Consider the following 22,989-nt stretch of genomic DNA (forward strand, 5'->3'; position numbering starts at 1 on the left):
GTCGCCGGTGGTTTAATCTGTTTCACCGTGCAACCGGGCAGGGGGCTATCATTACCGGATAGTCTCCTGCAAAGTTGCAGGCTTACGTTCCCCAACCATTGCCGGCGCTGTTAACTGTTCATATGACCACACTGGAAAACACTGAAGTCCCCGCGGCCCCGTCGCCGTTCGAGCCACTCAAGCTGGGCCCCATCACCCTGCGCAACCGCTTTATCAAGTCCGGTGCCAATGAGGGCATGTGCCTGCAGGGGCGCCCCACCGCGGCGCTGGTAAACCACCATCGCGAGCTTGCCGCGGGTGGCGTGGGCATGACCACGGTGGCTTACCTGGCGGTGGCGTCGGTGGGGCGCACCCTGCCCAACCAGACCTGGATGCGGCCGGAAATAGTGCCCGACCTGCGCGTGCTTACCGATGCGGTACACGCCGAGGGAGGGGCGATTTCCGCCCAGATTACCCACGGTGGATCCTTCGTCACCGGCATGCACGTGCGCGGCCGGCTGATCAGTGCCTCCTCGGGGTTCAACCCTGCGGGACTGATGAAGGCCAATTTCCTGCAGCGCAAGATGAACCAGGCGGATATGGATCGGGTGACGGCCGAATTCGTCGAGGCGGCGAAACTGGCCCGCGAGGCGGGCTTCGACGCGGTAGAGATTCACATGGGCCATGGCTACCTGCTCAACCAGTTCATCTCCCCCATGAGCAACAAGCGGACCGATGAATACGGCGGCAGTGCTGAAAACCGGGTTCGTTTCCCGGCCCGGGTACTGGCCGCGGTGCGCGAGGCGGTGGGGGACGATGTGGCCGTGCTGGCCAAGATCAATGTCGCCGATGGCCCCAGCCGCGGCGCCACGGTAGAAGATGCCATCGTCACTGCCAGGGCCCTGCAGCAGGCTGGCGCCCACATGCTGGTGCTGTCCGGTGGCCGCAACGTCGAGTCCACCTGGTTCATGTTTGGTAGCAACATGAACCGCGAGGAGATCATGAAGGTGATGAAGCTGACCGGCGATTGGCTCAGTGCCCTGATGATGAAGGTAGCGGCATTCTCCGAGCGCAAGATCGACTTCCGGGAAATGTACTTCCGCGAGTACTCGCAGAAGATTCGCGCCGCCGTGGACCTGCCGCTGGCCTACCTTGGGGGCGTCAAGTCACTGGACAATGTCGAAACGGCCATGGCCGATGGTTTCGAGACTGTGGTGCTGGCCCGCGCGCTGTTGCGCGACCCGGACCTGGTGGCCCAGTTCCAGGGCGGGCAGATGCGCCAGTCGCGTTGTGACAACTGTAACGCCTGCGTTGCCTATATCTACCATCCGGACGGCACGCGCTGTATCCACCGGGATGCGAACGACCCGCAGGCCAACCGGATATTTGCTGCCGACGCGGGTTGATCCTGCCGGCGGCCCCGCCAGGGTCGCCGCGACAACTACCGTAATTTACCCCTGCACCGGGACAATCATGTCCTGGATCAATACTTGTACAGCTTATAACGACTATTAGCGAGAACCGGTTGCTCCCGGGCCGGTCCGCTCCTACTATGCGCGCCGGCGCCCCCGGGTGCCGCAGGCCTGTCGTCTCGCGCCATGCTGTTGTCGCGGACGGCCATCCTGTCCAGGGCTTTCCAGCCCTACACTTTGCAGCAATTCCATAGTGACTGTTTGCTTTTTTCCTCGGGAGAGTGTTATGAAAAAGTTCGTACCTTTTGTATTTATCGCTGTCATGTCTGCTTTGATTGGCGCCAAGATCGCCGTTGCCGGAGACGTGGCTGTCGACACCGGCGCTAGCCAGGTGGAACTGCGCAACTAAGCGCGGGACACTGTCATCCTGAAGGGGGCTGCGGCCTACTTTTTTGTGCCCGGAATTTGCCGTCGAGGCGCTCCTTGGCCTTGCGCGCGGCGCTTTTCGTGATGGGGTAGGGAGAAGCCCTCATTGCCCCTGGTGGCTTCTCTCGACCCCGTCAAGAAAGGTGCTGGCGCTGCTGCGCAGCATGTCATAGACATTGGCCTCGGGCAGGAATAGCGAGAGCTTGCCGTTGATGTTCAGCACCGCCAGGCCGTGGGCCAGCGCCCACATCTTTACCGCCAGGTCGAGCGCGTCGACGTCAACGAAATGCTGCCGGTCGCACCAGGCCTGAACCGCCTGCAGGAAAATCGTAAAGCCCGGCTGGTTGATCGCCTCGGTGTCCCCTGCAGTCGCCGCTGCGATGGCTTGCCGCTCGTTCCACATCAGCTGGTAGAAAGCGGGGCGCTCGGAGACATATTTGATGTATGCCAGGCCCAGGGCAATAACGCACTCGCGTGAGCCCAGGTCGTGCTGCTCGCGGGTCTGCAGGGCGCTGTCCGCCAGGCCGATGAAGCACAGCTGTGCAACCGCATTCAGCAGGTCATCCCGGTCCCGAAAGTGACGGTAGGGGGCGGCGGCGCTGACACCGGCCCGTTTGGCGGCGTCGGAGATGGTGAAATCCGGGCAGCCGGCTTCCTCGATCAATTCTGCAGCCGCGATGATCAGGGCATTACGCAGGTCGCCGTGGTGGTAGTTTTTGCTCATGTTGCGCTCCCTGCCAGGCGCTGCAGCAGCGACAGCGGCCTGCCCAGTCGAACGCTCAACAGAAACAGGGGCGGGACCAGGAAGAACGAGATGATGGTCGACAACAACACGCCACCGGCAATGGCCATGGCGAATGGCGGCCAGAACTGGCTGCCCTCCAGGATCAGTGGCAGGAATCCGCCGAAGGTGGTCAGGGTGGTGGACACAATGTGCCGGCTTGAGTCCATGACCACACTGCGGATGGCGTACGCATCGCCCTGCAGGGCGTGCGCGTTCTGCTGCAGGGCGGTCATGATGATAATCGCCGCGTTGATGGATACGCCGATGGAACCGATCACCCCGATCAGCGACATGATGCCGAAGGGGTACTGGAACACCGCCAGCGACAGCAGTGACAGCCCCAGGGAGCAAACGCAGACCAGCAGGGCCACGCCCGACAGTCGCCAGGAATTGAAGGTCAGTACAATGGTCGCCACCAGGGCCGACAGGATCAGGCCCATCGGAGCCATGATCTTGTCGACTACCTTGGCTCTCTCGTCGGTGTCGCCGCCGTAGACGATCCGGTACCCCGGCGGCATCTCGATGGGGTTGGCCTTGAGGTCGGCTACCAGCGGCTTCAGGGCCTCTTCCGGCAGGGTACCGCGGGTGATGTAGCCCTGGACGATATTTACCCGCTCACCGTTAATACGGGTAATGGGGCTTTGCGAGGGCTCCAGGGCGGGCTGGCCGAGGGCGTTCAGCGGCAAGCCCGCCGCCGCGGAGCCGGGATTCATGCCCACCGGCAGGCGGATATCAGCGATCTGGTCTGGCGTGCTCCAGTCGGACTCACTGAGGCGTACCCGCACCGGCAGGCGTTCGGTGCCTTCCAGCACCTCGCCGCCTACCTGTCCGCTCAGGGAGTCATTGAGCGCTGCCGCCGCATCGGTCAGCTGCAGCTTGGCCAGCCGCAGGCGTTCCTCGTCGAGATGAAATACCACCTTGGGGGCGCCACCGATCAGGGTGGTGGTGGTGTGAATCACCTGCGGCGTTTGTTCCATCCGCCGGCGGTATTCATCGCCAAGGCTTTGCAGAACCGCGAGATTGGGGCCGTGTATCTCGATTTCCAGCGGCGCTGTTACCGGCGGACCCTGGTAGATACCGCGGACGATAATACGGGCCTGCGGGTAGTCGCGGTCGAGTTCCCGCTGCAGCCTGCGGATGAGCTCATCGGTGGCGCGCGGGTCAGTGGTGATAACCAGCGCCTCAGCCCAGGAGGGAATGCCTTCCCGGGAGCGGTACATATTGTAGTAGAAGGCCGGTGCGCTCTCGCCGAGCGTCCAGTCTACCCGCTTGATCAGCGGGTCGTCCCGCAGCCGTTGGTCCAGGCGCTCTACCAGTGCCCGGGTATCGTAAATCGAGCGCCCATCAGCGAGCTTGACCTGGATATACATCTGGTCGCGGTCGGTGCCGGGGAAGAACTGGGCGGTGAGGGTAGGGAAGGCGAGAAAGCCTGTCACTGGCAGGGCCAGCGCAAGGGCGATGGCGCCCACCGGGTGTTGCAGGCTCCAGTCCATGGCCCTTGCCAGCGCTTCGCCCAGGCGCCCGCTGGCCATGCCGCCAGTATACCAGTGCGCGGATTCCTCGGCGCTCCGCGGCAGTACCCAGGCGGCCAGCACCGGCGTGACAATGATGGCCAGCAGGGTCGAGGAAATCAGCATGATGATGACGGCGGTCGCCACGGCGCCGATAAAGTCGCCACCGGGGCCCGGCATGATAGCCATGGGCATGAAGGCCAGGATGGTGGTCACCGCCGAGGACAGCAGCGGAATACGCAGCCGGTCAACCGAGCCGGAAATCGCCTCCAGGGGGAGCTGGCCCTGCAGCAGTCGCTTGCGAATCTCGTCGGTCATGACAATGGATCCGTCAACCAGCAGGCCGAGGGCGACGATCAGGCCGGTAATGGACATCTGGTGCAGGGCCAGACCGTTGCGCTCCATGATGGCGACGGAGATCAGTCCACACAGGGGCAGAATGACGGCGACCACCACCGCGGCGCGCCAGCCCAGGGTGAACAACAACACCAGGATGACCAGCACAATACCGATCGCCAGGTTTTTGCTGACTTCAAGCAGACGGCTCTCGGCGTAGATACTCTGGTCGAAGGTCTTCTCGAAGCGCAGGCTTGCCGGCGCCCCGGCGCTGTAATCGTCCAGCAACTGCTGGAAGCTGTCCGCCCACTTGTCGACCTGCCGGCCGTCTTCCATGGCGACCCCGACAAGCACACCGGGGCGTCCCTGGATCAGCGCCATGGCTGGAGGCGGTGACACGGCCGCCTTGTAGACACGGCCAAGGTCGGAGATGCGGGTGGCACTGCCCTGGCTTGAGGTAACCACGATGACGTCACGGATGCGGGTCAGGGAGTCGAAATCGCCGGCCAGTTCGATCAGCATATCAGTGCCCGCACCGGCGGCCCGGCCGGAGGAGACCTTGGCGTCCGCCGCCCGCAGCGCCGCGGTGACCTGCTGCAGGCTAAGGCCGCGGGACACCAGTGCATCCTCGTCGATCTCCACCCGTATTTCCTCCAGCGGCTCGCCGAATACTTCCGCGAATTTGGTGCCGTCGAGGTTGCGGGCGTGGTCGGCAAAGTCCTCACCGATGCGCGCGGTAAGAGCCAGCGGTACCCCGTGCGCGGGATCGGCGGAAATGGCGACGATGGCCGTGAACGAGCGCAGGCGATCGTTATCGAAAGAGGGGTCGGCCACCCCCGCGGGAAACTGGCTGGCCGCATCGCTCATGGCATCGCGCACCTCTGACCAGATCCTTTCCAGTTCCTCCTCTGCCAGGGTGTCGACAAGGCGGATGTTGATGAAGGAAACCCCGGAGCTACTGCTCGACTCCAGCTTGTCCACCTCTGATATCTTGCGTAGTTCGTCCTCCAGTGGCTTGGTCACCAGGGCTTCCACCCGGTCCGGGGTGGCGCCGGGGTAAAACGTGGTGATGGTGCCGGCAAAGTTGGTCAGGGTTGGTTCTTCCTGGCGCGGAATGTTCTGGAAGCTGTTCAGGCCAACGGCGATGACACAGATGATGATCAACGCGAAATAGCGCGAGTGGCGGTAAATATAGCGGGCCAGCATGTCAGTCTGTTCCTGCTACCGCGACCAGGGTGCCCGGGGTGGTGCGGTGCACGCCGGTTGCCACCACCTGGCTGCCGTCGCCCAGTGAGCCCCTGACGTAGGCCATATCGCCCTGGGTTTCCAGTACCTCGACAACCTCGCGGGCGGTGCGCATGCCCTCGGCAGACGGTTCCAGGCGCAGCACCGTCCACAGTCCGCGGCTGCTCTCCAGCAGGGCGGCAATGGGCAGCCAGCCGCCCCGGCCCTGAACGGTTTCCTCCATGATCAGGGTAATGGGTTCACCGTCCACCGCGTCAATCCCCTCGGGAATGGCGAATACCGCTGTGGTGACCCGGGTTACCGGGTCGACATCGGGCCGCACTGTCAGCAGGGAACTGGCAAAGGTTTTGCCGCGCAGCCTGAGGGTGTACTCACTGCCCGGCTGCAGCGACCTGGCCTTGGCCACTGCCACCCCGATGTTGGCTTCGCGACCCGCGGTTTCGATGAGCTGCACCACCGGCGTTCCCGGGTTGACCACCGCACCTTCCTGCACGAACCGGTCTGCGATCACCCCGGCGTAGGGCGCCCGCAGGGTGGCCTTGTCAATTTGTATTTCTATGCTGCGCAGGCGGGCGGCCACCGCCTCGACCCGCGACTCCAGGGCTTTCGCCCGCAGCCGGGTCTCGTCAACCGCTTCCCGGGAGACCGCGCCGGTCTCCCGCAGTTCCGCCTGGCGCCGGGCTTTCAGTTTCGCCAGCTCCAGTTCCGACCGGGCCTGGGCGAGGTCGGCACTGGTCGCCCGGTAGCTGGCCTGCAGCGAGGCGTCGTCGAGGCGGGCGATCAGCTGGCCCCTGGCCACCGGGCTGCCCTCGCGCCAGGGCAGCTCGGCGATGGTTCCGGCAATCTCGAACCCCAGTCGTGCCTTGCGGCCCGCGGCGACCAGGCCGAGGTAAGACACTTTCCGCTGGTAGCTGTCCTGTAAGTGGTAAGGGGTTGTCGCTACCGTCAGCGGGACACGGTCCACGGGCTTGTCGCCCATGGCCAGGCGGGCGTGGAGTAGCCCGGTCAGTCCAATGGTGATGATGGCGGCCAAGACCACCCCGATCAGGCCCGGTAATCTGCTGTTCTTGCCCGTGTTCATGGGGGGGAATCCAGGATGTTAATGACAATAACATTTATGTTAAGCGCATTAACATAAAAGTCAATGCCATATTCCAACTACGGCTTGCAGCGTTCGCTGGATTACCGCACAATACGCGCCCTCTGCAGCCTGCTGCAGGCGCTGTGGTGGTCCAGGCGGTCCCCCCGCAACGATAGATAGCGAACCCGGCCAGGCCCGGAAGGGAGCAACCGTAGTTATCGACTCGTGTGCCGGGGTGTGGCTGTCTGGGCCATCTCCATTTTCTCCCTACCGCCTGTGGTGTATCCTTTCCTCCTTTACAGATAACAAGGCTATTCGGGGCATGTCCTACCAGGTTCTCGCGCGCAAGTGGCGACCCAAGAGTTTCCGGGAAATGGTCGGCCAGGAGCATGTGCTCCAGGCGCTGATCAACGCGCTGGACCACGACCGGCTGCATCACGCCTACCTGTTCACGGGCACTCGGGGGGTGGGCAAGACCACCATCGCCCGCATCCTCGCCAAGTGCGTCAACTGTGAGCAGGGAGTGAGCTCCGAGCCCTGTGGCGAGTGCGCTTCCTGTGTGGAAATCGCCGAGGGCCGCAGCGTCGACCTGCTGGAGGTGGATGCCGCCTCCCGCACCAAGGTCGAGGATACCCGCGAGCTGCTGGAAAACGTCCAGTACGCGCCCACCCGTTCGCGTTACAAGGTGTACCTCATCGACGAGGTGCACATGCTGTCCACCAGCAGCTTCAATGCGCTGCTGAAGACTCTGGAAGAGCCGCCGCCCCACGTGAAATTCCTGCTGGCGACCACCGACCCGCAAAAACTGCCCGCCACGGTGCTGTCCCGCTGCCTGCAGTTCAACCTGAAGAACATGCCGCCCGAGCAAATCGTCGGTCACCTCGCCAATGTGCTGGAACAAGAAATGGTCAGCTTCGAGGAGCCGGCCCTGTGGCTGCTGGGCCGGGCGGCGGCGGGCAGCATGCGCGACGCCCTGAGCCTGACCGACCAGGCCATCGCTTTTGGCTCGGGCAAATTGCTCGAGACCGATGTTCGCCGCATGCTGGGCAGCGTCGACCTGAGTTTTGTCTACCAGTTGCTGGCAGGCATAGCCGCCGGCGATCCCGCCGAATTGCTGGCGATCGTGGCGCGAATGGCCGAACACGCGCCCGACTTTGAGGGCAGTACCGACGAGCTGATTTCCCTGGTCCACCGGGTGGCGCTCGCCCAGGTGGTGCCGGAGGCGATCGACAACAGCTGGGGCGATGCCGATCGTGTCGCCAGCCTGGCCCGCTCGATCACCGCCGAGGATGCCCAGCTGTTTTACCAGATAGCCCTCAACGGCAAGCGCGATATGGCCCTGGCGCCGGACCCCCGCGCCGGTTTCGAGATGTTGTTGCTGCGCATGCTGGCGTTCCGCCCGGTGGCGGTGCTGGACGAGTCGATCAGCGCCGCGGACCTGCAGCCCGCGCCGGCGGATTCCGCCGGGGCCAGCGCCGCCGAGGAGGTCGGCTCACCCGTAAAAAAGTCACCTGACCCGGCGGCGGAGGCGGCGCCTCCCCCGGCGCCACCCGTGCAGTCACCAGCGGCGCCGCTACCGGCCGCCAGGCCCGCTGCGGCAAGCCCGCAGACCGGCGCGGAGGAGGGCGCAAGTATTACCGGCGCGACACCGGAAAACTGGTGTCAGCTGCTGCCCCGGCTGGGGCTGCTGGGCATGGTGCAGAATATTGCCAGCAACATGCAGCTGCTCGAGGTGAACGGGGACCGGCTGGAGTTTGTCCTCGACGCCGATAACGCCTCCCTGTTCAATGACGGACACCGGGACAAGATCCGCCTGGCCCTGCAGAACTACTTTGAGCGGGAACTGTCTGTTGTCATAAGCGTTGGCACGCCGCCCGGGGAAACACCGGCGATGCGCCAGGCGCGGGCGAGAAACGAGCGCCAGCAGAGAGCGGTTGCCGAAATCGAGAGTGACCCGCGACTGCGGGCCTTAATTGCCAACTTTGACGGTGAGCTGGACCCCGCATCCATCGCACCACTGGATTGAATTCGAGGATAAACCCATGAAAAACCTGTCGGACCTGATGCAACAGGCCCAGAAGATGCAAGCCGACATGCAAAAAGCCCAGGAAGAACTGGCCGATGCCGAAATTTGTGGCGAGGCCGGTGCCGGGCTTGTCAGCGTCATCATGACCGGACGCCACGATGTGAAACGGGTGACCATAGACCCGGCCGTACTGGGCGAGGACAAGGAAGTGCTGGAAGACCTGCTGGCGGCCGCGGTTAACGACGCGGTGCGCAAGGTGGAGACGCACAACAAGGAGGCCATGTCAGGCCTGGCCGCCGGGCTGAACCTGCCCCCTGGCTTCAAGATGCCATTCTGACGCGACCGGCCCGAACATGAAATTCAGTCCCGCACTGCAGGAATTGATAGAGGCCCTGCGTTGTTTGCCTGGCGTTGGGCCAAAATCGGCCCAGCGCATGACCCTGCACCTGTTGGAGCGCGATCGGGAAGGTGCGTCCGCCCTGGCCGTGGCCCTGCAGAGCGCCGTCGACAAGGTCGACCACTGTTCCCGCTGCCGCAATTTCACCGAGCTGGATATCTGTGAAATCTGCGCTGACCCGCGCCGCGACGCCAGCACAATCTGTGTGGTTGAGACCCCGGCCGATGTGCTGGCGGTAGAGCAGAGCGGCAGTTATCGCGGTGTTTATTTTGTGCTGATGGGGCACCTGTCACCTATTGACGGCATAGGCCCCGCCGAAATTGGTCTCGATCGTTTCCAGCAGCGGGTAATCGATGAGGGTACTGCCGAGGTCATACTGGCCACCAATCCCACCGTGGAAGGCGAGGCCACTGCCTATTATCTGTCCGATGTCTTGCAGCGGGAAGGAGTCAAGGTGTCGCGGATAGCCCATGGTGTGCCCCTCGGCGGCGAGCTGGAATATGTCGACGGCAGCACCCTGGCGCACGCATTTTCCGGCCGCCGGCCGGTGGAGTAACTGATGGACTGGACCCTGATCGAATCGGATGCGGCCCTTGCCGAACTGCTGGCCAGTGCCGCCGGCAGCCAGGCGGTTATGGTGGATACCGAGTTCATGCGCCGCAATACCTTCTATCCCCAGGTGGCACTGGTGCAGCTGTGTTTTGCCGGCAGCAATGCCGCCGGCACGGCCTGGCTGGTCGATCCACTGCAGATCGGGGATCCTGCTCCGCTGGCCGCCCTGTTTGCGGATCCGCAGGTGGTGAAAGTGCTGCACTCGGCCAGTGAGGACCTGGAGGTCTTCCAGCACTGGCTGGGCGTACTGCCGCGACCGCTGTTTGATACCCAGAAAGCCGCCGCCATGGTGGGACTGGATTTCGGTCTTGGATACCGCGCGATGGTACTGGAGTTATGCGGTGAGGATCTGCCCAAGGGTGAGACGCGCTCGGACTGGCTGCAGCGACCACTGACCGAGTCCCAGTGTCACTACGCCGCCCAGGATGTCATCTGGTTACTGGACGCCTATCGCACCATCGAGCAGCGTTGTCGCGAGCAGGGCAGGTACGACTGGGTGCTGGAGGATGGCGAGGTCGCCTGCCAGGGCCTGGCGTCGACCGCCGGTGATTACTACCGGAAGATCAAGAGTGCCTGGAAACTCTCGCCCCGGGAGCTGGCTAAGCTGGTAGCGATATGTGACTGGCGGGAAACAACCGCCCGCGACAAAGACAAGCCGCGCAGCTGGATTATCGATGACAAGGCCTGTTTGCAGCTGGCGCAAAAAAGCCCGGCGAATATGAATGAATTGCGAGCGGCGGTGGAACTGCACCCGGCGTCCCTGCGCCGCTATGGCGAGGCGCTGCTGGATGTACTGGCGGAGCAGTCCGCCTGCGGGGATGTGGACCTGCCCGCGCGCCTGCCGGCCCCGCTGGACGCCAGCCAGCGCAACACGCTCAAACGCCTGAAGCGGGAGACCGAGAATATCGCCCGCGGTCTGGGAGTCGCGCCGCAGGCGCTGGTGGCGGGCAAGGACTACGAGGCGCTGATCCGCGGCGATGCCGAGCAACCCGACTCCTGGTCAGGGTGGCGGCGCGAGCTGATCATCGAGCCATTGCAGGCCCTGCTTGCCAGGGAGGTCGAGTGAAACACCTGATCGAAATTTTCCGCAGCTCGTGCAAGCAGGAAATGTATCTCTACGTGGCAAAGGCCCGGGGCCTGATGGATGTGCCCGAGCCTTTAATGAAACAGTTTGGTGAAGCGCAGAGTGTGATGACCCTGGTGCTCGATCCGGACAGGAAGCTGGCCCGGGCCAACGCCGCAGAGGTGCTGCAGAATATCGAGGAGCAGGGTTTTTACCTGCAGATGCCGCCCACGGCAGAGGAACTGCTGCGCCGGGAGGGCAGCCGTGAGTGACTGGTGGCACCAGCTGAGCCTGCAGGAGCTGGATCAGGAGCAGTGGGAAGCGCTCTGTGACGGTTGCGCCCGCTGCTGTCTGCACAAACTGCAGGATGAAGACAGCGGCGAGATTTTTTACACCCGTATACATTGTCGCTACCTGGATCAGGAGAAGTGCCGCTGTGGTGATTATACCCGCCGCCTGGAACTGGTCCCCGAGTGCGTCAGCCTGGGCCCGGATACCGTCGCGAGCCTGGACTGGTTGCCGGACAGCTGCGCCTACCGGTTGCGGTCGCGGGGCGAGCCGCTGCCGGAGTGGCATTACCTGGTGTCGGGTAGCCGCCAGACAGTACACCAGGCAGGTGCTTCAGTGCGCGGCCGCACGGTATCGGAAGAACACATACACCCGGAAGATTTTGCAGAGCATATTGTGACCTGGGTCGGCGAGGAGCAAGCGAGTGCTGAGTGAGAGTTCGTATATCACCGCAATTTATGTCTATTGCGGTGCTGCCATCATGATCGTGCTGTGCCTGGCCTGGTGGCTGGGCCGACGCTGGCCCAACGGCTGGACCGCGGTGCTGGTGCTGCTGGCCGCCGCCCTCTTGCTTACCCCGGCCTACCAGAGCCCGGAGGCGCAGACTATGGCGCCGGCTGTCGTTGTCGCCGGTTTCCAGCTGGCGACCGAGGGGCTGGATTCGGCGCGCCACGCCATCAAACCACTGGCCTATAGTTGCGGCGTTGCGGTGGGTCTGGCTGTGCTGTTGCGGGTGACCCTGCTGCGGCGCCGTAAACCGGTGGCAGAGGAAGACGGCTGAATGTCGCTGGCAGCGCGCACATGCCTTGCCTTCGCCCTGCTGGCCAGTGTCCTGCTGTCACCGGTGCTGGCGGAACCGGGCCCGGTGTCCGATTTGCGCTTGCTGGTTGACGTTTCCGCCAACATGCAGCGACTGGACCCGGAGAACCGGCGTAGCCGGGCGCTGCAAATGATGGTTCGCCTGCTGCCGGCGGGGTCCCGTGCCAGCATCTGGGTATTCGATGACACGGTGCGCGCGCTGGTGCCCGCCGGCAGTGTGGACGAGCAGTGGCGCGAGCAGGCCATCGGGGCGCTTGCCGGCCTCGAACAGGGCGGAGAACGAAGCAATATCCCCGCTGCCCTGGCGGCAGCGACGGCCGACCTGGACGGGCTCGGCCCGGGTTATAGCAGCAGCGTGTTATTGTTGACCGCCGGTGGGGTCAACGTCGCAGACTCGCCGATGGTCAACGTCAGCGCCGCGCGCAAACTGCTGGGCGAACTGGCGGTGGAACTCGGCGACAAGGGGGTGCCGGTGCATACCATCGCACTGTCGCGGGAAGCGGACAGCCAGCTGTTGCGTTCACTGGCGCAGCAGACCGGCGGCACCTCGGTGCAGGCAGAGGACGCCACCGAATGGGGGAGCATTTTCCTGAACACGCTGGAAATGGTCATGCCGGCGACCCGGCTGCCGGTTTTTGGCCGCGAGTTCAGCATAGACCCGGGTGTAACCGGCTTTGTGGTGCTGGCCCAGCGACCCCGGATGGTGGGCAAGCTGCAATTGCTTGCCCCCGACGGTACCCTGTTTTCTGCCGGCGACAATCCCGGCGACATTCACTGGTTCCGCAACGAGCACATCAGTATGGCCCGGGTGACCTCGCCAGCGGCAGGAAGCTGGCGCCTGCGTTATCCGGATAAATCCACTGCCCGGGTCTACGTGGATTCTGACATTGAATTGCGGGTGGGCCCCCTGCCGCATTTTATTACGGCGGGTGAAGAGGCTCTGGTCAGTCTTACCCTTGTTGCCGACGGCACCAGGGTCACCGATCCGCAGGTTCTGGCCCGCTACGCAGTGTTCCTGGAGTTGACCACACCCGGGGGCGAGACCGAGCGCTATCGCCCGGGCGCTGCGGATGGCGATGGCCTGCTCACGGTGGGCACCGGGCCGCTGAACGACCCCGGCCGCTACCGGTTGCTGGCCAGGCTGGAAGGAGACGGCATAGCGCGTGAAATCCCCGTTTATGTGACCGTGAACATGGCCGCTCAACAGCCCACGCTGGTGACCCGGGGTGAGGCGCTGCTGGAAGACGACTTCAAGGCGCCGCTGTTCTGGTTGACGGGAATAGTCACCAGCATACTGGTGCTGGTCTGGTATCTCCTGCGGCGGCGCAAACAACGCAAGCTGGCGCTGTGGCAGAAGCGCGCCCGGGACCTGGGCAAGAGCGGCAAACACGACTTCCTGAGTGCTGACCCGGCCCAGAGTGGTGAACCACCGGGGCAGGGCACCGGTTCGCTTGATTAGTCGATTCCTGATCGGTACGCTTGTCTGCTTTGCAAATTCAACAGGTAAGCACACGCATGAAATTTGAAGGAACCCAAAGGTACGTAGCGACTGATGACCTGCGCATGGCTGTCAACGCCGCTGTCGCCCTGGAGCGCCCACTGCTGATCAAGGGCGAGCCGGGCACCGGCAAGACCATGCTGGCGGAGGAAGTGGCTGCGGGCCTCGGCAAGCGCCTTATCCAGTGGCACATCAAGTCCACCACCAAGGCCCAGCAGGGTCTGTACGAATACGATGCGGTGTCACGGCTGCGGGACTCCCAGCTGGGCGACGAGAAAGTCCACGATATCGCCAACTACATCAAGAAGGGCAAACTCTGGGAGGCCTTCGATTCCGACGAGCAGGTGGTGCTGCTGATCGATGAGATCGACAAGGCGGACATAGAGTTCCCCAACGATTTGCTGGTGGAACTGGACCGGATGGAGTTCTTTGTTTACGAGACCGGCGAAACGGTCAAGGCCAAACACCGCCCGATTATCATCATCACCAGTAACAACGAGAAAGAGCTGCCGGATGCGTTCCTGCGCCGCTGTTTTTTCCACTTCATCAACTTCCCCGACCGCGACACCATGCGTGAAATCGTTGCGGTGCACTACCCGGACATCGCCAGGGAACTGGTCCAGGAGGCGATGGAAGTATTCTTCGACCTGCGCGCTATTCCGGGCCTGAAGAAGAAACCGTCGACTTCAGAGCTGATCGACTGGCTGAAGCTGCTGATGGCCGATGACATTCCCGACGAAATTCTCAAGGACCGCGACCCCACCAAGGCCATTCCGCCCCTCTATGGCGCGCTGATGAAGAACGAGCAGGACGTTCACCTGCTGGAGCGCCTGGCTTTCATGCACCGGCGCGAGTCGCGCTGAGGCCTCCACCGTGCTGATTAACTTCTTTCACGGCCTGCGCGATGCGGGCGTTCCGGTGACCACCCGGGAGTTGCTGGATCTGCTGGAAGGCATGAAACAGCGGGTGGCGTTCGGCTCCATGGATGAGTTCTACTTCTTCAGCCGCACCTGCATGGTCAAGGATGAAAAGTACTTTGATCGCTTCGACCGCGCCTTTGGCCTGCATTTCAAGGACCTGGAAGCACTGGACGATGTGATCGAGGCGCTGATCCCGGATGACTGGTTGCGTTCAGAGTTCATCAAAAACCTGTCCGCGGAAGAAAAGGCTAAAATCGAGTCACTGGGCGGACTGGAAAAGCTGATCGAGGAATTCAAGAAACGCCTTGAGGAGCAGGAAAAGCGCCACGAGGGCGGCAACAAGTGGATTGGCACCGGCGGCACCTCGCCCTTCGGCCAGGAGGGATACCACCCCGAAGGAATTCGCGTCGGCCCCAACGGCAGGAACAAGAAAGCGGTCAAGGTCTGGGAGAAGCGCGATTTCAGGAACCTGGACGACAGTGTGGAACTGGGTACCCGCAACATCAAGGTTGCCATGCGCCGCCTGCGCAAGTTCGCCCGCACCGGGGCCGCCGACGAACTGGACCTGGACGACACCATCGGTTCCACCGCCCGCAATGCGGGTTTGCTGGATATCAAGATGGTGCCGGAGCGCCATAATGCGGTAAAAGTGCTGCTGTTCTTCGATGTCGGTGGCTCCATGGACCCCCATGTGAAGGTCTGCGAAGAACTGTTTTCCGCCGCCCGCACCGAGTTCAAGCACATGGAATATTTCTATTTCCACAACTTCATTTATGAGAGTGTGTGGAAAAACAATATTCGCCGCCACAACGAGCGCACGCCACTGCTCGACGTGCTGCACAAGTACAGTCACGACTACAAGGTAATCTTCGTCGGCGACGCCTCCATGTCACCCTACGAAATCCTGCAGCCCGGCGGCAGCGTCGAGCACTGGAACGAGGAGTCCGGCGAGGTCTGGATGCGCCGCCTGCAGGAGGTCTACGACAAGGTCATCTGGATCAACCCGGTGCCAGAGGACGAGTGGCAGTACACCCAGAGCGTGGCCATCACCCACAAACTGCTGGCAGGCAAGATGTTCCCGCTGACTCTCAAGGGTCTGGAAGAGGGCATGAGCTACCTCTCCAAATAGGGCCTGCTAGCCAATAGTGTCGGCATAGGCGATGAGGCTGGCGGTGACCGCGACATTGAGCGATTCAACGCCGTTGTTCATGGGGATGGACAGGGCACAGTCCGCCAGCGCCGCTACCTCTGCTGATACCCCCTCGGTCTCATTGCCCAGCACGAAAGCGGCGTGGCCCCGGGGGCGATGGGCAAACAGTGTCTGGCGGGCGCTGGCCTCCAGGCTGCAGATCTCGAAGCCGCGGCCGGACAGTTCCCGCAAGGCCTCGACCTGGCTGTCGCACAGCACCAGCGGCGCCCGGTACAGGGTGCCGGCACTGGCCTTGATGACCAGCGGCCCCAGGGCCGCGTTGCCCCGGCGGGACCAGAGCACGGCGTCGATGCTGCCGGCGCTGGCGGAGCGCAGGATCATGCCCAGGTTCTGGGGGTTGCTGATACCGTCCAATGCCAGCACCCGCTGGCGGGGTAGCCCCGGGAGTTCATCCAGGTAGGTCTGCAGCGAGCGAAACGCCGGACAGAGGATGTCCAGGGCCACGCCCTGGTCCTGCCTGCCGTTTCTGGAAATACGCGACAGCGCCTCCCGGCTGTGCTCGCGCACGGGAATGTCGCGCGCGCCTGCCGCGGCGGTCAACTCGGCGATGATGCCGCCTGAACGGTTGCTGCTGGCCAGGTGCAGGGTGTGGCACTGCAGGCGCGGATCGCGCAGGGCCTCCAGCACCGGTTTGCGGCCATAGACCGTAAGCACCCGCTCGTAAAAGGCCTTCTTCGCCCGGTAACTGCTGCTGTCCTGGCGAGTCACTGCTGCGACTTCCTTTCATTCTGTAGTTGCTGCCGGTACTGGCCGGGCGAGGTGCCGGTCCATTTTTTGAAAGAGCGGTAGAAGGCCGAGTTGTCCTGGAAGCCCATCACCGCGGCGATAGTGTCTATCGATAAATCATCTCGCTGGATATAGTGCACCGCAATTTCCCGCCGCAGGTCGTCTTTCAGCTGCTGGAAACTGGTGCCCTCGGCAGTAAGCCTGCGGTGCAGGGTGCGGGCGGACATATTCAACTGGCCGGCAACGTCGCTGGCGGTAGGCAGATTTTCCGGCCCGGAAGCCAGTAGCAATTGCTCGATCTGGCGCGACAGTGGCCGGGATTTCCCGGGGTTGTCCCGCCGCACCAGTGGGTAGGGGGCCTGGCGCAGAAACTCGCGCAGGCTGTCTTCGTTCTGGGCCAGTGGGTACTGCAGCAATTGCCGGGGCAGCACCAGTCCGGAATGTTCCCGGCCGAAACGCACCGGGCAGCCGAACAGGTCTTCATAGTGCGTTGAGGTCTCCGGCACTGTGCCCCGCAGGTGGACTTCCCGCAGGGGCAACTCGCGGCCAATCAACCAGCTGTAGAAACGGAACATCATCAGCAGTATGTTGACGTGGCCGATCTCTACCCGCTCTTCTGCCAGGACCTGGGAGCGCTGGAACAGGCACAGTACCCGCTCATCATCCAGTTCAACGAAGGGGCTGGCGGGACGTTCCCCGGGGCAGTCACGATACTGGTCACAGTAGTGGTGAAACTCCCAGGCACGCAGCAGTGCCTGTTCGAGTGTGCGGCAGTGGATGATGAACAGGCACATCATGCGAAAGGTGCCGGGTGGCGCACGATACTCCTGACCCAGGCCGAAGGCCTCATCCTGGAGCAACTCCATCAGCAGGCCATAGAGCTTGCTATAACTGCTGCTGGCGATTTCAGTGCTGTCCGGGTTGCTGGCCTCCAGCGGGTTGAACGTCAGCCCCGCGTGCTGCAGTGCCCGCTCCAGTGGATAGCCATGATCTATCAACACCCGCAACAGGGAGTTGAGGGATTTGAGGGGCATGGTATTCATGGCGCAGGGGGCGGTGGTCAGGGCTCGGCAGCGGGCGGCTCCCGGCCTTCGGCCAGGGCGGTTACCCGGTCAGCCGACTGCTTCATGCGGGCGGCAATTTCCTCAATCCGGGCACCGCTGACCGGCCCCCCCAGAGAACCGGCAACAAAGCACATGACGGGCAATTTGTTGTCGACGAAAACCGGCACGGAGATGGTACTGACATCGTAGCGGGCCTTGGGGTCGATCCGGTCCAGATGGAAATATTCATCACACAGGTCGTGCTGGTAGCGGTTGGCTGCGTCCTCCAGTTCGGTAAGGCTCCAGGAGGAATGAATGCGCTCCAGCTCCCGGGTCAGCTCGGCCTCGGCCCTGGTCTTCAGGGTTACCTCGTAACCCCGGGCGCGGATGGCGATCAGCGCCACCCGTAGCTTCTGGTCCAGCTTTTCATTGTACTCGCCGCGGGATTCGTGGGCGCGGGTCAGCCAGGCTTCCAGGTGCTTGGCCGGGGAAAAGGCGGTAAAACAGGCGGCCACCGGTGCGACATTGGGCAGCCGCAGGCCCAGTTGAAACGAATCAATCAGCGGCTGGGCCTTGCCATACAGGGCCAGCAGCACCATGTGGCGCTTGGAGCGCCCGGTGACCGCAAAGCCCACATCCAGGTCCTGCTGCAGGCTCTCCAGTTCCGGCCGGGCGTATTCAAGCACCGGGAACTGGGCAAAGGCTGCGTTACCGGCGGCGATAATGGACGGGCCCAGGCGGTAGGCCTTGGTCTTGGGGTGTTGCACCAGGAAGCCGTAATTGGCCATGGTGGTGAGGATTGCGTGGCAGGTCGCTTTGTTCAGGTTGAGCCTGCGGGTCATTTCGGTGAGTCCGAATGCCTGGTTGGGGTTGGCCATCAGCAGATCGAGTATCGCTAGCGCGCGGGCTGTGGGTTGCGAAAATAAGGCCAAAAGAAAACTCCCGTGACTGGCGCCAGACTGTTTGGCGCACGCAATTTTAGTATAAGATGTTGTACTTGCGCCGCAATGTTAACGCCGGCAGGGGGCTCGCAGCAAGCCCCCGGCGTGAGGGGCGACCAGTATATAGTGACCACGCCGTCAGGCACAGCCCCAGGGACAACCCAGTCTATGTTGACTTTATTCGGAACCTCAGCCTGTCATTTGTGTGAACGCGCTGCAGCCCTGCTGCAGGCAGCCGGCGTGGATTTCGAGGAGGTGGATATCAGCGAGTCCGATGACTTGTTTGCCCGCTACGGTGTCACCATACCGGTACTGCGCCGGGCGGACGGCGAGGAACTCAACTGGCCGTTTGACGAGGAAGCGCTGGCACGCTTCCTCGAGTGAGTACAGGGCTGATGGAAGTGGCCCTAGTCGCTTTTGCCGACGCGAACAGCGAGTACGTCACAGGTCGCGCCATGGAGGACGCCATTGGCCGTCGAGCCCATTAGCAACGCCAGGCCGTAACGGCCGTGACTGCCCACGACAATCAGGTCGGCGTTGATTTCTTCGGCCATGGCGTGAATCTCCACCTCCGGGCGGCCGAGAACGATATGCTGGTGGTCGTGATCGATAGCGTTTTGTTCGGAAAACCGCCGCAGCTGTTCCGTTGCCTGGGACTGGATTTCGTCCTGGAGCCCGGAAAAATCCATGGGGATGTCGACCCCGTAGGCAAAGCTCAATGGCTCGATCACGTGGATAATGTGCAACTCGCTACCGCCACCGGCGACAATGCCCTTGGCTCGCTCGGCGACTTCGCTGGATTCATCGCTGAGGTCAATGGCCACGAGGACTCTTTTATAATTCGACATATTGCTCTCCCTGTTTTCCCGGACTCGGAGCTGTAATGTATAGCATAGTCGATGGCCCGGGCAACGCAGTCACCGGCCATCGTTGACTTGAATCAGGAAGATCCAGTGAAATTTCTGCTTATTTTGTTCATTGTGGCCCTGGCGCTGGCGCCATTGACCCATTTTTTGCCTAGCAAGCGGCAGCGACTGGTGGCGCGCATGCGTGAGTATGCGGCGGTGCATGGCCTGTTTGTGGAGTTTCGCGACCTGCCGTCGCGGACCCCGGTAAGCGGCAGTGGCGGGCGCAGCCAGCAGGTCATTTATTATGGCAAGCGGCTGCCACCCTCCCGCCGGGAGCGACGTCTGCGCACCGCCTGGTTGCGCGAGGATGACGGCTGGCGGTCGCTGGGCAGGCGGGTTGCGGCGCCAGCGGCAGCCGCCGGCCTGCCCGCCTCGGTGCTGGCCATCAGCGTTGATGAGGGCTCCTGCGGTGCCTATTGGCAGGAGGCCGGCGCAGAGGCCGATGTGGAGCAGATTGTGGCCGCTCTGGAGGCCTGGGTCCGGCTGTTGCAGGAGGGCGCCTGAGCGGCTCCAGGCGGGTGCAGGCGGTCGCTTCATTTCGCGATTTTCCTTGACCCTGGCCGGATGGGGACTTATATATGCCCCTTTTTGGCGCCGCGCCGGGCGTCCATTTCTGGCGCCTGGACCGTTTAAACAGTAGGGACCAATGGGTAAATCACTAGTAATTGTCGAGTCACCGGCCAAAGCCAAGACGATCAACAAATACCTGGGAAAAGACTACGTGGTGAAATCCAGCGTCGGTCACATCCGGGATTTGCCAACCGCTGGCAGCAGCAGTGCCGGGGTTGACCCCAAGGAACGCGCGGCCCAGGCGGCCATTACCCGCAAGATGGCCGCGGAGGAAAAAGCCGCACACAAGAAAAAGAAGGCCCGCGAGCAGCTGATCCGGCGCATGGGCATAGACCCGGAGAATGGCTGGGCGGCCAACTATCAGGTGTTGCCCGGCAAGGAAAAAGTGGTCAACGAGTTGAAGAAGCTGGCCGCCGACGCGGACGCCATTTACCTGGCGACCGACCTTGACCGCGAGGGGGAGGCGATTGCCTGGCACCTGCGTGAAGCCATTGGCGGCGACGACGACCGCTACCAGCGGGTGGTGTTCAACGAAATCACCAAGAAGGCCATTACCGAGGCCTTTGAGGAACCCTCGCACCTGGACCAGAACCGGGTCAACGCCCAGCAGGCCCGTCGCTTTCTCGACCGTGTCGTGGGTTATATGGTGTCGCCGCTGTTGTGGTCGAAAGTCGCCCGGGGGCTGTCAGCGGGCCGGGTCCAGTCGGTCGCCGTGCGCCTGATTGTCGAGCGGGAACGGGAGATCCACGCATTCATACCCGAGGAATACTGGGAAGTTCACGCTGATCTGCTCACCCGGGCCAAGGAGGATGTGCGTTTTCAGGTGCGCAAGCACAAGGGCGAAAATTTCCGCCCCGGCGACGAAGCGACCACCAAAAAGGCAACTGCCGAGCTGGAGTCACTGCCCTACGTGATCAGCGGTCGCGAGGACAAGCCCACCCGCTCCAAACCACCAGCGCCGTTCATTACCTCGACCTTGCAGCAATCGGCGAGCACCCGGCTGGGCTTCAGTGTCAAGAAAACCATGATGCTGGCGCAGCGCCTGTATGAAGCGGGCTACATTACTTACATGCGGACCGATTCCACCAACCTCAGCGCCGAGGCAGTGGCGGCCTGTCGCGACTACATCGGCGCCAATTTTCCCCGTCAGTACCTGCCCGATGCGCCCAATTCCTATTCCTCAAAAGAGGGTGCCCAGGAGGCGCACGAGGCGATCAGGCCTTCTGATGTCAATGTGGCGCAAACCGCGCTCAAAGGCATGGAGCGGGACGCGGAGCGACTGTACGAGCTGATCTGGCGCCAGTTTGTCGCCTGCCAGATGCCTGCGGCAGAGTACACCTCGACCACGATTACCGCCACCGCCGGTGACTACGAGCTGAACGCCAAGGGCCGTATCATCCGCTTCGACGGCTACACCAGAGTCCAGCCCCCGGCCAGCCGCAAGGGAGACGACGGTGTTTTGCCGGACGTCAACAAAGGTGATCAACTGGAGCTGAAGAAGCTGGATCCTGTACAGCATTTCACCAAACCCGCGCCCCGTTATGGCGAGGCGAGCCTGGTGCGTGAGCTGGAAAAGCGCGGGATCGGCCGGCCGTCGACCTATGCCTCGATCATTTCCACCATCCAGGACCGCGGCTACGTGCGGCTGGAGAACAAGCGCTTTTACGCCGAGAAAATGGGCGATATCGTCACCCAGCGTCTGCAGAAAAGCTTCCCTGACCTGCTGGACTATGGTTTTACCGCCGGCATGGAGGAGCGCCTGGACGACGTGGCTGAGGGCGAGCGCGACTGGCGCGACCTGCTGGATGCGTTTTATGGCGAGTTCCGCGGCCTGCTGGAAAAAGCCGGGGAACCGGAACCGGTCGGCATGGAGCCCAACTCGCCGACCATGACCGATATCGAGTGTGCCAAGTGCGGACGCCCGATGCAGATCAGAACCGCCAGCACGGGGGTGTTCCTGGGTTGTTCCGGTTACGCCCTGCCGCCCAAGGAGCGCTGCAAGCACACCATTAACCTCACCCCGGGGGATGAGGCCATCCGCGAGGATGCCGACGACGAGGCCGAGTCACGCCAGCTGCTCGAACGCCATCGTTGCAAGAAGTGTAACGCGGCCATGGACAGTTACCTGATAGACGAGTCCCGCAAGCTGCATGTCTGCGGCAACAACCCCGATTGTGACGGCTTCGAGGTGGAACACGGCAAGTTCAAAATAAAGGGTTACGATGGCCCCACCCTGGAGTGCGACAAGTGCGGTGCCGAAATGCAGCTGAAAAACGGCCGTTTCGGCAAGTACTTCGGCTGCACCTCGGACAGCTGCAAAAACACCCGCAAACTGCTGCGCAACGGCGAGGCCGCGCCGCCAAAAATGGATCCGGTGCCCATGCCGGAACTGGCCTGCCAGAAGGTGGATGACCACTATGTGCTGCGCGATGGCGCCGCCGGGATGTTCCTCGCGGCCAGCCAGTTCCCGCGCAACCGTGAAACCCGGGCACCGTTTGTCGACGAATTGCTGCCGCACAAGGATGAGATCGATCCCAAGTACAAGTTCATTTTTTCTGCGCCTACCGAGGACGACGACGGCAACCGGGCCCAGGTCCGCTACAGCCGTAAAACCAAGGAGCAGTACGTGATGACCGAGGCCGATGGCAAGGCGACCGGCTGGAAGGCCTTCTACCGCAAGGGCAAGTGGGAGCAGGAACGCAGCAAGGGCAGGGGAGCGCGCAAGTAGTATGAGTTCCGCTCGTGGACAGGCCAATCACGCGCTGTACCTGGCGAATATCCTCCTCGCCGCCTGGCGCCGGGACCTGGCCGAGGAGTCTGTGGCCGCAGTCACCCTGAACCAGGCCTACCTGCCGGCCATACGGGCGCACCTGCGCCATGCCTATGGCTGGTTCCTGCTGGAAATCACTCGCCCCGGTGCCTTACCGCCGCAACCACCGGCATCCCTGGCGGAGTTGCCCGGAATTGACGCTGGCAAGGCGCTACCCGGCGAAATAGTGGAGTTCCAGCGCCTGGAAGCAGGAGGCTGGATCGGCGACATGCTCGCTGATGATACGGCGGAGGAGAGCGTGGCTTCCAGCGGTAACCTGGCCAGGGGTGCACCCGCATCCGGCCCCGAGCAGGCCAGCCAGTGGGCCGGGCAGCTGCAGTCACTGTTCGATCGCATGGGCGATTCACTGGACGAGTACTGAGCC

23 protein-coding genes and 1 other RNA gene are annotated in these 22,989 nt (G+C 62.8%); 17 read left to right on the forward strand and 7 right to left on the reverse strand.

Annotation, left to right across the window (positions count from 1 at the left end; genetic code table 11):
- Positions 1-122: 122 nt before the first annotated feature.
- Both DWB85_RS05590 and DWB85_RS19845 read left to right on the forward strand, forming a co-directional pair.
- On the forward strand, positions 123-1,385 hold the full coding sequence (locus tag DWB85_RS05590; protein WP_117953220.1) for an NADH:flavin oxidoreductase: 1,263 nt from the start codon (positions 123-125) through the stop codon (positions 1,383-1,385).
- 292 nt (positions 1,386-1,677) lie between these two features.
- Entirely contained in the window at positions 1,678-1,800 is a 123-nt protein-coding gene (locus DWB85_RS19845) for a hypothetical protein (RefSeq protein ID WP_275399760.1), read from the forward strand.
- A gap of 120 nt (positions 1,801-1,920) precedes the next feature.
- Here the strand turns inward: DWB85_RS19845 and DWB85_RS05595 are convergent, their stop codons facing one another.
- Genes DWB85_RS05595 through DWB85_RS05605 form a run of 3 tightly spaced genes read right to left on the reverse strand, consistent with a single transcriptional unit; the run spans position 1,921 to position 6,774 of the window.
- Positions 1,921-2,541, reverse strand: coding sequence for a TetR/AcrR family transcriptional regulator (locus tag DWB85_RS05595; RefSeq protein ID WP_117953221.1), 621 nt, complete (start codon positions 2,539-2,541; stop codon positions 1,921-1,923).
- Entirely contained in the window at positions 2,538-5,654 is a 3,117-nt protein-coding gene (locus tag DWB85_RS05600; protein WP_117953222.1) for an efflux RND transporter permease subunit, read from the reverse strand. Before DWB85_RS05600 ends, DWB85_RS05595 begins: the two co-directional genes overlap by 4 nt.
- Position 5,655: 1 nt before the next feature.
- The gene (locus DWB85_RS05605; RefSeq protein WP_117953223.1) at positions 5,656-6,774 is read right to left on the reverse strand and encodes an efflux RND transporter periplasmic adaptor subunit; all 1,119 of its coding nucleotides are present in this window, start codon (positions 6,772-6,774) and stop codon (positions 5,656-5,658) included.
- A gap of 153 nt (positions 6,775-6,927) precedes the next feature.
- Between DWB85_RS05605 and ffs the strand changes: the two genes are divergently transcribed.
- From ffs to DWB85_RS05660, 11 genes are all read left to right on the forward strand, one after another.
- Positions 6,928-7,024: signal recognition particle sRNA small type (ffs, locus tag DWB85_RS05610), an RNA gene on the forward strand.
- Positions 7,025-7,096: 72 nt separating this feature from the next.
- A complete protein-coding gene (gene dnaX, locus DWB85_RS05615; RefSeq protein WP_117953224.1) occupies positions 7,097-8,800 on the forward strand; it encodes a DNA polymerase III subunit gamma/tau in 1,704 nt (567 codons plus the stop codon).
- Positions 8,801-8,816: 16 nt separating this feature from the next.
- The gene (locus tag DWB85_RS05620; RefSeq protein WP_117953225.1) at positions 8,817-9,137 is read left to right on the forward strand and encodes a YbaB/EbfC family nucleoid-associated protein; all 321 of its coding nucleotides are present in this window, start codon (positions 8,817-8,819) and stop codon (positions 9,135-9,137) included.
- Positions 9,138-9,153: 16 nt separating this feature from the next.
- On the forward strand, positions 9,154-9,753 hold the full coding sequence (gene recR, locus DWB85_RS05625) for a recombination mediator RecR (protein ID WP_117953226.1): 600 nt from the start codon (positions 9,154-9,156) through the stop codon (positions 9,751-9,753).
- A gap of 3 nt (positions 9,754-9,756) precedes the next feature.
- On the forward strand, positions 9,757-10,875 hold the full coding sequence (gene rnd, locus DWB85_RS05630) for a ribonuclease D (RefSeq protein WP_117953227.1): 1,119 nt from the start codon (positions 9,757-9,759) through the stop codon (positions 10,873-10,875).
- Complete coding sequence (locus DWB85_RS05635; RefSeq protein ID WP_117953228.1) at positions 10,872-11,144, forward strand: YcgL domain-containing protein; 273 nt, start codon at positions 10,872-10,874, stop codon at positions 11,142-11,144. Before rnd ends, DWB85_RS05635 begins: the two co-directional genes overlap by 4 nt.
- Positions 11,137-11,595 (forward strand): YcgN family cysteine cluster protein, encoded by a 459-nt coding sequence (locus tag DWB85_RS05640; protein ID WP_117953229.1) that lies wholly within the window; start codon positions 11,137-11,139, stop codon positions 11,593-11,595. Before DWB85_RS05635 ends, DWB85_RS05640 begins: the two co-directional genes overlap by 8 nt.
- On the forward strand, positions 11,585-11,941 hold the full coding sequence (locus DWB85_RS05645; protein WP_117953230.1) for a hypothetical protein: 357 nt from the start codon (positions 11,585-11,587) through the stop codon (positions 11,939-11,941). Before DWB85_RS05640 ends, DWB85_RS05645 begins: the two co-directional genes overlap by 11 nt.
- Positions 11,942-13,438 (forward strand): vWA domain-containing protein, encoded by a 1,497-nt coding sequence (locus DWB85_RS05650; protein WP_117953231.1) that lies wholly within the window; start codon positions 11,942-11,944, stop codon positions 13,436-13,438.
- Between the two features lie 56 nt (positions 13,439-13,494).
- Positions 13,495-14,340 carry an AAA family ATPase gene (locus DWB85_RS05655; protein ID WP_117953232.1) on the forward strand — a complete coding sequence of 282 codons (846 nt, stop codon included), beginning with the start codon at positions 13,495-13,497 and terminating at the stop codon, positions 14,338-14,340.
- 10 nt (positions 14,341-14,350) lie between these two features.
- On the forward strand, positions 14,351-15,526 hold the full coding sequence (locus tag DWB85_RS05660; protein ID WP_117953233.1) for a vWA domain-containing protein: 1,176 nt from the start codon (positions 14,351-14,353) through the stop codon (positions 15,524-15,526).
- A 6-nt stretch (positions 15,527-15,532) separates the two neighbouring features.
- On the opposite strand, the gene DWB85_RS05665 is transcribed toward DWB85_RS05660, so the two are convergent.
- Genes DWB85_RS05665 through DWB85_RS05675 form a run of 3 tightly spaced genes read right to left on the reverse strand, consistent with a single transcriptional unit; the run spans position 15,533 to position 18,308 of the window.
- Complete coding sequence (locus DWB85_RS05665; RefSeq protein WP_117953234.1) at positions 15,533-16,315, reverse strand: TrmH family RNA methyltransferase; 783 nt, start codon at positions 16,313-16,315, stop codon at positions 15,533-15,535.
- On the reverse strand, positions 16,312-17,367 hold the full coding sequence (locus tag DWB85_RS05670) for an AraC family transcriptional regulator (RefSeq protein WP_162846021.1): 1,056 nt from the start codon (positions 17,365-17,367) through the stop codon (positions 16,312-16,314). The genes DWB85_RS05665 and DWB85_RS05670 overlap by 4 nt, the downstream gene beginning before the upstream one ends.
- A 26-nt stretch (positions 17,368-17,393) precedes the next feature.
- Positions 17,394-18,308: an IclR family transcriptional regulator gene (locus DWB85_RS05675; protein WP_117953236.1), complete on the reverse strand. Its 915-nt coding sequence runs from the start codon at positions 18,306-18,308 to the stop codon at positions 17,394-17,396.
- A 177-nt stretch (positions 18,309-18,485) separates the two neighbouring features.
- Here DWB85_RS05675 and DWB85_RS05680 point away from each other — a divergent pair, with 177 nt between their 5' ends.
- Positions 18,486-18,701 carry a glutaredoxin family protein gene (locus DWB85_RS05680; RefSeq protein WP_117953237.1) on the forward strand — a complete coding sequence of 72 codons (216 nt, stop codon included), beginning with the start codon at positions 18,486-18,488 and terminating at the stop codon, positions 18,699-18,701.
- Positions 18,702-18,724: 23 nt separating this feature from the next.
- Here the strand turns inward: DWB85_RS05680 and DWB85_RS05685 are convergent, their stop codons facing one another.
- The gene (locus DWB85_RS05685) at positions 18,725-19,165 is read right to left on the reverse strand and encodes a universal stress protein (protein ID WP_117953238.1); all 441 of its coding nucleotides are present in this window, start codon (positions 19,163-19,165) and stop codon (positions 18,725-18,727) included.
- A gap of 105 nt (positions 19,166-19,270) precedes the next feature.
- Here DWB85_RS05685 and DWB85_RS05690 point away from each other — a divergent pair, with 105 nt between their 5' ends.
- The 3 genes from DWB85_RS05690 (at position 19,271) to DWB85_RS05700 (ending at position 22,986) form a co-directional block, all read left to right on the forward strand.
- Positions 19,271-19,729 carry a hypothetical protein gene (locus DWB85_RS05690; RefSeq protein WP_117953239.1) on the forward strand — a complete coding sequence of 153 codons (459 nt, stop codon included), beginning with the start codon at positions 19,271-19,273 and terminating at the stop codon, positions 19,727-19,729.
- Positions 19,730-19,871: 142 nt separating this feature from the next.
- The gene (gene topA / locus DWB85_RS05695; RefSeq protein ID WP_117953240.1) at positions 19,872-22,523 is read left to right on the forward strand and encodes a type I DNA topoisomerase; all 2,652 of its coding nucleotides are present in this window, start codon (positions 19,872-19,874) and stop codon (positions 22,521-22,523) included.
- 1 nt (position 22,524) lies between these two features.
- Positions 22,525-22,986, forward strand: a complete 462-nt coding sequence (locus DWB85_RS05700; protein WP_117953241.1) for a hypothetical protein — start codon at positions 22,525-22,527, stop codon at positions 22,984-22,986.
- Positions 22,987-22,989 lie beyond the last annotated feature (3 nt).

This window comes from Seongchinamella sediminis, from assembly GCF_003457605.1.
Classification (GTDB): Bacteria; Pseudomonadota; Gammaproteobacteria; order Pseudomonadales; family Halieaceae; genus Halioglobus; species Halioglobus sediminis.